Source organism: Pseudoalteromonas sp. HM-SA03 (assembly GCF_002289345.1).
GTDB lineage: Bacteria > Pseudomonadota > Gammaproteobacteria > Enterobacterales > Alteromonadaceae > Pseudoalteromonas.
In genome coordinates, this window is the sequence record NZ_NSDG01000048.1 from 37,263 (window position 1) to 49,981 (window position 12,719).

The 12,719-nt window shown below is 43.1% G+C and carries 11 protein-coding genes, 1 pseudogene and 1 riboswitch; of the genes and pseudogenes, 7 read left to right on the top strand and 5 right to left on the bottom strand.

Annotated features, from left to right (window positions below):
* The first annotated feature begins 92 nt into the window (after positions 1-92).
* The 4 genes and pseudogenes from thiI to CKO50_RS23690 form a co-directional block, all read left to right on the top strand.
* Positions 93-1,550 (top strand): tRNA uracil 4-sulfurtransferase ThiI, encoded by a 1,458-nt coding sequence (gene thiI / locus CKO50_RS09960; protein ID WP_095728032.1) that lies wholly within the window; start codon positions 93-95, stop codon positions 1,548-1,550.
* A 144-nt stretch (positions 1,551-1,694) separates the two neighbouring features.
* Positions 1,695-1,943: a type II toxin-antitoxin system Phd/YefM family antitoxin gene (locus CKO50_RS09965; RefSeq protein WP_095728033.1), complete on the top strand. Its 249-nt coding sequence runs from the start codon at positions 1,695-1,697 to the stop codon at positions 1,941-1,943.
* A gap of 9 nt (positions 1,944-1,952) precedes the next feature.
* Positions 1,953-2,174: a type II toxin-antitoxin system RelE/ParE family toxin gene (locus CKO50_RS09970; RefSeq protein WP_095728034.1), complete on the top strand. Its 222-nt coding sequence runs from the start codon at positions 1,953-1,955 to the stop codon at positions 2,172-2,174.
* A 180-nt stretch (positions 2,175-2,354) separates the two neighbouring features.
* Positions 2,355-2,438 (top strand): annotated as a pseudogene (locus CKO50_RS23690) (type II toxin-antitoxin system mRNA interferase toxin, RelE/StbE family); the annotation flags it as partial.
* A gap of 66 nt (positions 2,439-2,504) precedes the next feature.
* Here CKO50_RS23690 and CKO50_RS09975 read toward each other — a convergent pair.
* Together CKO50_RS09975 and CKO50_RS09980 are read right to left on the bottom strand one after the other, a co-directional pair.
* On the bottom strand, positions 2,505-3,407 hold the full coding sequence (locus tag CKO50_RS09975) for a ketopantoate reductase family protein (protein ID WP_095728035.1): 903 nt from the start codon (positions 3,405-3,407) through the stop codon (positions 2,505-2,507).
* Positions 3,400-3,750 (bottom strand): VanZ family protein, encoded by a 351-nt coding sequence (locus CKO50_RS09980; protein WP_176474641.1) that lies wholly within the window; start codon positions 3,748-3,750, stop codon positions 3,400-3,402. The genes CKO50_RS09975 and CKO50_RS09980 overlap by 8 nt, the downstream gene beginning before the upstream one ends.
* Before the next feature lie 152 nt (positions 3,751-3,902).
* Between CKO50_RS09980 and CKO50_RS09985 the strand changes: the two genes are divergently transcribed.
* Positions 3,903-4,385, top strand: a complete 483-nt coding sequence (locus tag CKO50_RS09985) for a YajQ family cyclic di-GMP-binding protein (RefSeq protein WP_010374237.1) — start codon at positions 3,903-3,905, stop codon at positions 4,383-4,385.
* Positions 4,386-4,474: 89 nt separating this feature from the next.
* A riboswitch (cobalamin riboswitch) is annotated at positions 4,475-4,721 on the top strand.
* A 34-nt stretch (positions 4,722-4,755) separates the two neighbouring features.
* Entirely contained in the window at positions 4,756-6,618 is a 1,863-nt protein-coding gene (locus CKO50_RS09990; RefSeq protein ID WP_095728036.1) for a TonB-dependent receptor, read from the top strand.
* 466 nt (positions 6,619-7,084) lie between these two features.
* On the opposite strand, the gene msrA is transcribed toward CKO50_RS09990, so the two are convergent.
* Genes msrA through CKO50_RS10010 form a run of 3 tightly spaced genes read right to left on the bottom strand, consistent with a single transcriptional unit; the run spans position 7,085 to position 11,775 of the window.
* Entirely contained in the window at positions 7,085-7,621 is a 537-nt protein-coding gene (msrA, locus tag CKO50_RS10000; RefSeq protein WP_176474645.1) for a peptide-methionine (S)-S-oxide reductase MsrA, read from the bottom strand.
* Complete coding sequence (locus CKO50_RS10005; RefSeq protein ID WP_095728038.1) at positions 7,618-10,716, bottom strand: efflux RND transporter permease subunit; 3,099 nt, start codon at positions 10,714-10,716, stop codon at positions 7,618-7,620. The genes msrA and CKO50_RS10005 overlap by 4 nt, the downstream gene beginning before the upstream one ends.
* A 6-nt stretch (positions 10,717-10,722) precedes the next feature.
* Complete coding sequence (locus CKO50_RS10010; RefSeq protein ID WP_095728039.1) at positions 10,723-11,775, bottom strand: efflux RND transporter periplasmic adaptor subunit; 1,053 nt, start codon at positions 11,773-11,775, stop codon at positions 10,723-10,725.
* Between the two features lie 228 nt (positions 11,776-12,003).
* Between CKO50_RS10010 and CKO50_RS10015 the strand changes: the two genes are divergently transcribed.
* Entirely contained in the window at positions 12,004-12,708 is a 705-nt protein-coding gene (locus CKO50_RS10015) for a DUF2982 domain-containing protein (RefSeq protein ID WP_095728040.1), read from the top strand.
* Positions 12,709-12,719: the final 11 nt, after the last annotated feature.

Sequence of the window (12,719 nt, forward strand, 5' to 3'; positions counted from 1 at the left end):
GTCCTCGGTCAGTGTGCGCCACGATAAAGTCCGCTTAGGTCAAATCAGTGCGTCATCGCAACCGATAATCGATCTGTAGTAGAGTGACTTTTATGCTTAAATTTATCGTCAAATTACATCCCGAAATTGCTATTAAGAGCAAATCCGTCCGTAAGCGTTTTACCAAAGTATTAGAGAAAAACATCAAAATGCTGTTGGTTCGCGTTGACGAAAACGTAAAAGTTAAAAATAACTGGGACAATATTTCAGTGACGAGCGAGCTTAGTGACGAGAAAACCCGTCTTGGTCTAATCGACCACCTTAAGCGCACGCCAGGTATTGTGCAGTTTATTGAAGTACAAGAAACACAGTTCGACACGCTTGATGATATCTACCAACAAACGATTGCTTTGGTTGAGCCATTGATCAAGGGCAAAACATTTTGTGTACGCGTAAAGCGCCAAGGTAAGCATGAGTTTACCTCAAGTGACGTGGAGCGTTATGTTGGTGGCGGTTTAAACCAAAATGTCGAGGGTGCCAGCGTAAGACTGAAAAAACCTGATGTGACGGTTAAAATCGAAGTCAAAGACAATAAAGCCTACATCGTTCGTCACCAGCACTTTGGTCTAGGTGGCTTCCCACTACCAACGCAAGAAGACGTGCTGTCTTTGGTTTCTGGCGGATTCGACTCGGGTGTTGCGACTTATCAAATGATGCGAAAAGGCGCGCGTACGCACTTTTTGTTCTTTAACTTAGGTGGCGCAGCCCACGAAATTGGCGTTAAGCAAGTAAGCCACTACTTGTGGAAACAATTTAGCTCTACCCACAAAGTTAAATTTATTACGATTGACTTTGAGCCGGTTGTTGCAGAAATTCTTGAGAATATTGAAAGTGGACAAATGGGTGTGGTACTAAAGCGCATGATGATGCGTGCAGGTGCTGTGGTCGCAGAGCGTTTGGGGATCCCTGCACTGGTAACTGGTGAAAGTATTGGTCAGGTATCGAGCCAAACCTTGGCTAACCTTAACGTGATTGACCGTGTTACAGAGATGCTGATCTTACGACCGCTTATTCAACACGATAAAGAAGAGATTATTCGTATTGCCAGAGCGATTGGCACCAATGAAATGGCAGAAGCAATGCCTGAATATTGTGGTGTGATCTCTCAAAAACCAACGGTAAAAGCACAACTTCACAAGATATTAGCCGAAGAAGAAAAGTTTGACTTTGATGTTTTGAATACCGTTGTAGCTAACGCGACGGTAAAAGATATTCGCGACATTGAAGCTGAAGCAAAAGAAGAAGTGAAAGAAGCGGAGTCGGTAAGTGAATTACCTAACAACGCGGTGGTACTAGATATTCGTTCTCCAGAAGAGGAAGATGCCAACCCTCTAGAGCTAGATGGTGCACAAGTGATCCACTTACCTTTCTTTAGATTAGCCACTAAGTTTGGTGACTTACCACAGGACAAAGAATACTACTTGTACTGTTCAAAAGGTGTAATGAGCCAGTTACAAGCACTTATTCTGCATGAAAATGGCTATGCTAACGTCAAGGTGTACCGTCCTTAAAATAAAGCGTGTTAACAAGCGTTGGGTGAAACTTTAGGGTTTACCCAACGTGCGCTTTTTGTGAGGAGGTAAGAGGTTGCTTGCTATCGCTTATTTATACGACTAAATATAGTCGATATAAAGACCAGTTAAGAGACTGATTTTATGACCACTAGAATATTAGCAGATGTTGCTGCCAGTATTACCGAACTAAAAGCAAACCCTATGAAAGTTGCAACAAGTGCTGACGGAGAGCCTGTCGCTGTGCTTAATCGAAATGAACCTGCTTTTTATTGTGTGCCTGCAGAAGCATACGAGATAATGATGGACAGACTCGAGGATCTTGAGCTACTCGCTATAGCTAAAGAGCGTGAATCTGAAGAAAGTATCTCATTAAATATTAATGATTTATAAACTCGATTTATAAAGAGTGCACTCAAAAAATGGAGTAAATTAGGCTCTACCCTGCAATCGCAGTTCAAGAATAAGTTAATTGAACGCCTCAAGGATCCCCATCTGCCAGCGTCGAAGCTATCTGGTGCTGACAACATGTACAAAATAAAACTACGCCAATCAGGTTACCGCCTAGTCTACAAAGTTGAAGACGACATTATCGTTGTAATACCAGTTGTATTAAGTAAATGATCTATTTTGAAGCGGGGAAATAGCTTTAGTAGCACCGCTCTCGCGTCCTGCTACCGCTAAGGTACCTATATCCATATAGGCAAGGCAAAAATTTTGCTATTTAGTTGTTCTAAATGAGAAATTTTTAACGAAGCTAATATGCTATTTCACNNNTTTCAAATTGATTGGAGAATTAATTCAATTGGTATAACTGTGCTAGCAGTGGGAAAGCGTGAACGTAGTGATGTTTATCATAAGGCTATGAAGCGAATAAAAGATGATTGAGTTTCTAAAGGAATCGCTGTGTAAATAGTTTTGTGGGGGGGCGGTTTACCCGCCGAGAAGTTAAGCCTATTGTCGCGCTAGCTGCCAGCGCTTATTCACTTCCTCAAGTAACTGTTGATTAAACGGTACATCGATATTTTGTTTTGCTGCTAGCTTGCAAATATAGCCGCACATGGCGTCAATTTCTGTGCGCCTGTTATTCGCGATATCCTGATTCATTGAAGAGCGATTGTTTGCGGTTTGCGCCATTACAGTGTAAGCAAGCGTGACTAGCTCGCTAAGCGCTAAGGTTACGCCTGTACTTGCGGCCACAAGCTGTACTTCATTCATTAAATTAAGGATTTGGGCTGCGTATTTGGGCTGTCTTAACTGACCATTTGCGACTTGTTCCAATGCACTTAGCGGGTTAATGGCAATATTAACCGCCAGTTTTTTCCAAAGTGTTGGCATGATGTCAAACGTGGTTTGGGCATTGTCAAATGTGCTAAACAGTTGCGAGAATACACTCTGGTAGTGGCATTCGGCTGGTGAATTTAACGGTCCAAACCAAGTTGCACCTTGTCCTGTATGGTGCACAGTGTCTGCGACTTTATAACCTGCGATGGATGTGCTTAAAAAATAGGCTGGTTGTGTTTTTTCAAGCGCTGTTAACTCACAAGACCAATCTACCATGCCATTATGACTAAGGATTAGTGTTGCATTTTTTGAAAGTGCAGGGCGAAGCGCTTGGAGTGCTTCGATGACCTGATATGCTTTAACGGGAATGATTAGCGTATCTATACTGCTGGCTGGAAGTTCTGCAAGTGTTTTGATGCTGCATGGGATGGTTTGTTGCATACTTGCTGTTTGGTAGCGATAAGTCGCCGCGCGTTTGTTTCGAGTGATCAGCGTAATGTGATGAGATTGACTAAGGTGTTGGGCGAGCAGTAGTCCTATCGCCCCTTCGCCTAAAATATGTATATTAGCCATGTTTTCTGTTGCGCCAACTTGCCCAAATATAAAATAGAACGAAATAACTGACCGCACCGGCTAAATCAGCTAAGAAATCAGCGGTAGATGCTTGGCGATACGGCAGTGTATGTTGCATCCACTCAATTCCTGCACCATACAAGGACAGTAGCACTATGTGTGTCCATACTTTCACTTTAAAAGCATGGTGAGAGATAAACGCAAGCACAAAAAATACACCAAAATGCGCCACTTTATCGACATTTGGGAACAGCTTTGGAGATAAGCTAATTTCCTTTGCGAATAGCACCGTACATATAATTAAAGAGATAATCAAAAGAGCTTTATAAACGCGCCTTGTCACAATACATCCTACTTCTGTATGACTAAGCGAGCAGTATACCATCGAAAACTGTCCATTGGGTGAACATCCTAATCTGCTGTTTAAAAACTTAAAGTAACTCAAATTAGACATAAACTGCTATAATCGAGCCAAAATGACTTTAGGAGAGAAGCATGCCTTCATTTGATATTGTATCTGAAATTGATATGACAGAAGCAAAAAATACCGTAGACAACGCGGTTCGTGAGCTTGACACGCGTTTTGATTTTCGTGGCGTAGATGCGTCAATCGAGCTAAGCGGTGAAATGATCAACCTTAAAGCGGAAGCAGAACAACAAGTTATGCAATTGTTCGATATGCTAGTGGGTAAAGCGGCAAAGCGTGGCCTTGATGTGGCAAGCTTCGAGTTAAAAGACATTGAGCGTTCTGGTAAATATGTATCGCGTAAGGTTGCGTTAAAGCAGGGCATCGACAAAGAGATGGCGAAAAAGCTGGTTAAGCTTATTAAAGACTCAAAAGTTAAAGTTCAAGCATCAATTCAAGGCGATACGGTGCGTGTAACAGGTAAAAAGCGTGACGATTTGCAAGAAACGATGCAACTAGTTCGTACCGGTGAGCTTGGTCAGCCATTTCAATTCAAAAACTTCCGCGACTAATTACGCTTTACTTCATTCCAAAAGTGCATAGATTGCACTTTTGGATTTCTAGACGTCCATTGACAATCATTCCGAAACCCAAGACAATAGCCTCGCATTTTCAAGGTGCTGTACACAACCTAGTGTGGTTGCTAAGTGTATAGATAATCGGGAAACTGGTGCGAACACAAGGGAACATCTAATTGCGTTTATCAATGATAAATTGAGTAAGACAGTTTATTACACGTGATTAGTTTGGATCGGTTCTATGTCAGTGCTGCCCCCGCAACGGTAGAGTGAACTGTGAATCTGCAGATTTACTGAGCCCGGAGACCGGCCTTGAAACAGTCACTTTGTGTTCTTGTACGGTGGGTACAAGTTAGGGGAAACCATGTTAAATAAAACTGTTCTAAGCGCGGCGATAGCGACGGCGCTCTCTTTTTCTGCATTTGCTGATCAAAATGTTGAACATATCACTGTAACTGCCAATAAATTTGAACAACCTCTAGAAAGCGCGTTGTCTGCCATTACGGTTATAGATCGTACTGAAATTGAAAAAACCAATGTTCAAGATATCGTATCACTACTCGATAATATCGCTGGTATTCAAGCGGTTAGAAACGGTGGTTTTGGTCAAAGTGTGAGTTTATTCCTACGCGGTAATGACGCTAAGCATACGCTAGTGTTAATCGATGGGGTTCGAGTGACGGATGCAAATTCCGGTGATAATTCGCTCACTAATTTACCGCTTAATAGCATCGAAAGAATTGAGATCATTCGTGGTGCCAAAGCTGCGATTTATGGTTCAGATGCGATTGCTGGCGTGATTAATATTATTAGTCGCGAAGGGAATAACAATACTATCGCGCTTACGACAGGGAGTAACAATTACTCCAAGACCGAAGCGACGGTGAATTACAAAAAAGACAAGTTTAGTATTGCAGCTAATGCGGGTTACACTCATACCGATGGCTATGATGTGATTGAGAAAGACCCTGAGGCTGCTATCACAAAAAACCATGACCGTGATGGATATTATAACGGTAATGTCGGTTTAAATGTGCAGTATGGTGATGAAGAAAGCGGCATTTTTAGCTTGCGTTCACAGTACAGTGAAGGAGAGGGGGAGTATGACTCTTTTGGTAGTGATGCTTACCGTTTTCATAACTACACTAATAAGTTGGCGTGGAAAAGACGTACTGACAAGTTTAGCCAAAGTGCGTCATACAGCTTAGGCAAGGAACAAAATGTTCAAATCGGTAATAGTGCTGACGATAATGCTTATGTCACTAAACGCAGCCAATTTGAATATCAATCGCAATATAGTTTAACTGAAGCTTTGATCTTCACAGGTAACTTTACCTTTCTAAATGAAGATGTTGGTGATTCTACCGCCTCTTTTTCAGAGTCTGAGCGTGATAACTTATCTTTAGCGCTTGGTGGGTTTTACAACGATGAAAATTGGCTGGCAGAGGTCGTACTGAGAACGGATGATTATGATTTTCATGGTCGTGCAAACACCTACACGATTGCCGTAGGCAAGCAAATCATGGATGGCCTGAGTGTTAAGTTGAATCATGGTACTGCCTTTAGAGCACCTTCTTTATCACAGGCATTTGTGATTGATAGCCCTTACTATTTACCTAACCCAGATATTAAGCCGGAAGAAGCTACGAATAACGAAATTATTGTCACATGGAGCGGTGAGAACTTCCGCGTGGAAGCTGCGGTATATGATAACCGTATTACCGATAAAATCGTTTATCAGCAAAATGATAAATGGAAATACGTCCCTTACAATATTCAACGTGCTGACTTTGAAGGTGCTGACCTTTCAATTGAAATTGAAGATAACTTTGGTATCGAACATACGGTAAATGTGAGCTATGTGAGTGCTAAAGATGCTGAAACCGACAAGCAATTGCAGCGCAGAGCGAGACGTACCTTAACTTATTCAGTCAGCAAAGAGTGGGAAAATGTCGACGCAACACTGACCTTAGTCCATAGAGGTAATCGCGACGATAAAGTATGGGGAGCTGAAGGTGCATATACAGTGACTTTACCGTCATATACGCTGTTTAACTTAGCTGCTAACTATACGTTTTTCGACGGATTCAAGTTAAATGGCCGAATTGAAAACTTAACCGACAAGCGTTATTTCAATGCCACAGCGGGCGAAGCAAAAGACGGCTCTTTACTGGGCTATAAGCCACTAGGTAGACAAGCCTACGTTGGTGTGAGCTACAGCTTCTAATACGTTAAGTGCTTTTTAATACCCAGAGTGATCCATCTAGAGTAATGGATCACTTTTCTTCTTTATCATTTAGTTACATTACATTGTAATGGTGTTCTGTCTTATATGTGGTTGATAATAAAATTTATTTGTATTATTACTACTTTAAAGAAAAGAACATTAAGTCACTATTATTTGGGTTACGCACGCTAGAGATTGTCACGTCAGCGCAAGTCTCAATACCTGAAAACCAGCTTGAACCTCAATTTTCAACACAATCAATGGCGGGCGATTTCGCTTGGTTTAACGCGCCATCGTAAACCTGTAGTCGGCTTGAAGCATGATGTACGATCGTCACTCTGGCAACGAATACTAACGTCTATATCTGTGCCTGTGATAGATACCTTGACTTCGGGGATTTTTGACAAGCTTTATACTGAATTTAAGTAGTAAGCCGAATGCAATTTATTGCACTCGGTAAACAAGTTTAGTGTTTTAAATTTGCCGCAAAATAGCTTTCAAATTTTGCAATTTTAGGGGCAATCATCACGCTGCAATAGCCTTGATTTGGGTTTTCAGTGTAATAATCTTGGTGATAGTGCTCAGCAGGATAAAACTCAGGCGCAGGGCTAACCTCAGTCACTATTTTTTCACTCAACTGGCTTTGAAGCTGCACAATACAGTCTTGAGTTTGCTGCTGTTGCTGCTGGTCATGATAAAACACCACACTGCGATACTGAGTACCAATGTCGTTACCTTGGCGATTCAACTGCGTTGGGTCATGTAGGGTAAAAAACATATTAAGCAAAGTATCAAAACTGACAATATCGGCATCAAATTGCAGTTGGACTACCTCAGCATGGCCACTGTCTCCCCGACATATCATTTGATAGGTGGGATTATCTGTGTGGCCACCTGCGTAACCTGATTGCACTGACTCAACGCCATTGACGCGGCGAAATGCCGCATCAATACACCAAAAGCAACCACCACCAAAAGTTGCGGTTTGTAAATTTGCCATTATACCTCCTGCTCAGGATGTTGTTTCGACTGCTCCTCAAGACGTTTTGTTGTCTCTTCTGGAGATTGCGTCTTCTTAGCTAGTAAAGTATAGGCGGTTGGGATAACAAACAAGGTTAAAATGGTGGCAACACTGACACCGGCAAAAATCACGACACCGATCACCATGCGGCTTTCGAACCCAGGGCCTGTTGCAAACACAAGTGGGATAGAGCTCATCACGGTTGTTAGCGAGGTCATAATAATAGGTCTTAATCGCTGCGCAGCAGCATCAACAATGGCTTGTTCGAAGGCAATGCCTTTGTCACGCAATTGGTTAGCAAATTCCACGATTAAGATACCATTTTTGGCGCTAAGGCCAATCAACATGACAATACCAATTTGGCTATAAATGTTTAGCGTGCTGTCGGTGATAAATAATCCATACATCGCACCGACTAAGCCCAGCGGTACGGTGAGCATGATAACCAGTGGATGGACAAAGCTTTCAAACTGTGCGGCTAATACTAAGAAAGTAACGGTGAGCGCCAGAATAAACACATAGGTCATCGCTGATGCGCCTTCATAAAACAGCTGTGACTCGCCTTTGTAGTCGATGGCACCGTCGATATCATTCTCTTCGGCGGCAACTTTATTTAAAAAGTCGAGCGCTTGTTCTAGTGTGTAGTCGCCTGCGAGGTTTGCCGTGATAGTGATTGCGCGCATACGGTTGTAGCGGTTTAATCGAGAAGCTGTGGCTTCTTCTTTTATGGTGATTAAACTGTCTAACGGCACGAGCTCATTGCTACGAGACTTCACATAAATATCAGAAATATTATCTGGAGCAGAAAAGTCGGCTTTGGTGCCTTTTAAGATCACATCGTATTCTTCACCGCGGTCAATAAAGGTGGTAACACGGCGTTGTCCGAGCATGGTTTCTAGCGTTTGGCCAATAGCACTCACCGACACGCCTAGGTCTGCGGCTTTGGTTTTATCAATGCTTATCAAAAACTGCGGGAAGGTTTCTTTGTAATCGTGATCAAGACGAACCAGCCCTTTATTTTCACGTGCGCGTTCTAGAATGCGATCGCGCCATGCAGCCAACTCGTCATAGTCGTTGCCTTGCAGTACAAACTCAATGGGGCGTGAGTTACCGCCGCTGCCAATACCACGGCGCATAATAGCAAAAGCGCGAATATCTGTAACATCTTGCATTTTACCGCTGATCTCATCCATGACTTCCCAAGTAGAGCGTTTACGTTCATCCCAGTCTGGCATGCCGATAATAGCAACACCACCTTGACCACCCCAGCCAGGCACGCGAATAAGCACGCGACTAAGTTCCTCTGAGTCTACATAAGGAAGCAGTCGCTCTTCAATTTTTGCCATATTTTGCGAGTTGTTTTCGTAGCTTGCCCCTTCAGGGCCATTCATCATAACGAAGAAAGTACCACGGTCTTCTTTTGGCGTCAGTTCTGACGGGATCTGTTTAAACAGACTGTAACTGGTGAAACCGGCCAGTGCCAACATCACAATCAAGCTGTATTTACGCGATAAGTTGTCTTGTAAAACACGGCGATAGCCTTGTTCTAGTCGAGTAAATTGACGGTCCATCCACTGACTAAAGCGGTTTTCTTTATTGCTAGGCTTTAATACTTTTGAGCAAAGGGCAGGAGACAAGGTCAACGCGGTAATGCTGGAGAACAGCACCGCGGCACTTACTGCAAAGGCAAACTCGGTAAATAGGGCACCAATACGACCATCCATAAAGACTAAGGGAATAAATACGGCAACCAAAACCAGCGTTGTTGCAATGATGGCAAAGCCTACTTCACGCGCGCCACGGTACGCTGCCAATAACTTGGGTTCGCCAAGTTCGATGCGGCGGTAGATATTTTCTAGCATCACAATGGCGTCATCGACCACAAGGCCGATGGCAAGCACGAGCGCAAGCAGCGTCAGCAAGTTGATGGAATATCCCATAGCCAGTAAGAACATAAAGGTTGCAACTAAGGCAACTGGCACGGTAACAGCGGGGATCAGGGTAGCGCGGATATTACCAAGGAAGATGTAGATAACGAGTACCACCAACGCCATGGCAATCGCAAGTGTGCTGTATACTTCAACGATGGACTCACGGATAAAAATAGAAGAATCGTAGCTGTCTTCTATGGTAGTGCCCTGAGGCAGGTTGCGTTTTATTTTTTCAAGTTCTTTACGGGCGTTGTCGACCACTTCTAGCGTATTGGCTTTAGCTTGCTTTACAACACCAAGGCCAATCATATTTTTACCATTACCACGGAAGGTACTTTCGTCGTCAGCGGCTTCAAGTACCACCTGCGCGACTTCACCAAGTCGTACCAAATAGCCTTGTTCGCCACGCTTAATCACTAGGTTGTCAAAGTCTTCTTGGGTCTTATAGCTTCTGGCAATACGCACAGAAAAATCACGGTCAACAGATTCTATTTCGCCAGCGGGTAACTCGACGTTTTCTCTGCGTAGCACTTGTTCAATATCACTGCTTGTGATTCCACGAGCGGCCATCGCCTTTCGGTCTAGCCAAATCTTCATGGCGTATTGACGTTCACCGCCAATACGTACATTCGATACGCCATCAACAACCGCCAGACGGTCAACGATAAAGCGCTGGGCGTAGTCTGAAAGCTGCAAGGTATCCATGGTTTCGCTGTTGAGTACAAACCAAGCGATAGGGCTTTCGTCGCTGTTTGATTTTGATACTTCAGGCGGCCTGACTTGCTCTGGTAATCTATCTAGTGCACGAGAAACACGCTCTCGTACATCATTTGCAGCAGCGTCGATATCACGATCGATATTAAATTCGATAGTGATATTGGAGCTACCGTTGCGGCTACTAGAATTGATACTTTTAATACCTTCGATCCCCGAAATTCGGTTTTCTAGTACTTGGGTGATCTTGGTTTCTACCACCTCAGCTGATGCGCCTGTGTAGTTAGTACTTACGCTCACTATCGGGGTTTCAATATGCGGATATTCGCGCAGCGGTAGCATAGTAAATGCCACTAAGCCAAAGGTCAGCAGCAGTAAGTTAATTACGATCGCGAAGATCGGGCGCTTTACCGCCGTATCAGTGATTCTCACGTCGCCTTACCCCTTTACTTCAACTTTTGAACCTGAACGGATCTTCAGGGTGCCTTCCGTGATCACTTGTTGTCCTTCTGTAAGCCCTTCGTCGATAGCCACCCAGCCGCTAAAGCGAGTTTGCAGGTGTACTTCACGTTGCTGTGCTTTACCTTGGTCGTCAATGACAAATACAAAATGCTTATCTTGTCTTGGAATGATGCTTTTTTCTGGCACCACAAGGGCTTGCAAATGAGCCAGTTCAAGCCCTATATGTAGCAGCATACCGGGGCGGAGTTTATGGTCTAGATTGGTGAAACTTGCAGTCACTCGTACCGAGCGCGTTTGTTCATTAATACGCGGGTCAATATGGGAGACCTTACCGGTAAAGAGTTGCTCTGGGTAAGCTTCGCTTTGTGCATTCACTTGCATACCAAGTTGTAGTTGCGCTAGGTATTTTTCTGGTACCTGAAAATCTACTTTAATGATGCTAATGTCATCGAGTGTGGTGATCACAGTGTTATTATTTACGAAGCTGCCAATGGAGACATTTCGAGTACCCAGTAATCCATTGAATGGCGCATAAATGGTCATCTCAGCGAGTTTTGTTTTGGTGGCTTCTAATTGTGCTGTTAAAGTATCTACCTTTGCTGATTGCGCTTCTAGTTGGGAGCGAGCTGCTGATTGAGTTTTTGCAAGGTCTTTAAGGCGGTTTAGCTGTCTAATTTCTTCTTTTAGCGTCACTTTCAGCGCTTCGATATCGAGCTTCTCTTCAGCATCACGCAACTGGACTAGCTTATCGCCTTTTTTTACTACGTCTCCGTCATCGAAATATAGGGCTGACACATAGTCGCTTTGGGCGCTACTCACGTTGATTGCTTGATTTGCTCTGGCGGAACCAATAGAGTGAACTGCAATAATACGTTCCTCTTTGGTTACGGTATGAGCTTGAACGGAGGTTACAGGGGCCGAGTTGCCACTCATTTTGCCTTCCGAGGCAGGTAAATATAAATAGCCGCTAATGACGACTAGCACTACAATGATAAAAGGAAACAGTGCTTTTCCTGATTGATGACGCATAAAAGTGACCCAGATTATAATTTGTCTCTAGTTTACAAAATTAAAGGCTAACAAAGTCGACGGCATATCCTGTAAATTTGTGCATTAAACGAAAATGTAATTCAATTTAAGTGTTTGTACCTAAATTAAATATTATGAAACACAGTCATTCATGTAAACGATGCATCACAATACGTAAATTAGTCGCATGGACGATCATCATGTACATCTTCTATGTCTGGTATACCCATGCTTGAAGCAAAACTACGTGCAACCGCAGACCGCAATGGCGTTGAATTGATGTTGGTTGGTGCAATTGGATTGATTATTATCATGCTTTTTGTCAACTTGCGTGGTACAGCTATTACTATTGTAGAAATATTTCTTGCCAGCGCCATGTTAGTGGCTATTTTTGTTGGCTTCCTCAAAAGTCAGCAACCATACTTTAGTTTATACTTTACAGAACAAGAATTTAGGTATGTGCATAAATATGGAGCTTGGCCGCTATCCATTGTAAACTTCCACTCCAGCGGCATTCCCAAAGTTCAACAAGGTGTTGAAACACTTGAGTTAAATGCAGTTGGTATTAAACTTAATGATATTGATGCGTTTTTATTAAATTTAACGCCTCGACTTGCGGGTAAATTATTGATCGAGCAGCGGCATATTTTTTTACAAGCTGTTAAAATGCATTGCGAAAATGGCAACTGCCCATCGGAATGGTTGATAGAAGAAACCGTTTTTCGCTCCAAGGCGGGAAAAGAATATACTGGTTTAATGGCAATGTTTGCAAACCGGATGGATAATTTAAAGACAGTGACGGGATATGATTTATTGATCCCCGCGACTGCCTTAGACAGGGATATTTGGCAATTTTCAGTCATGTTAAACCGCTGGAAACTTAACCCTAAAGAGGTGGTAAAAGCATTGTTAGAAGAACAAACCACCTACTGAAGATGTAACAG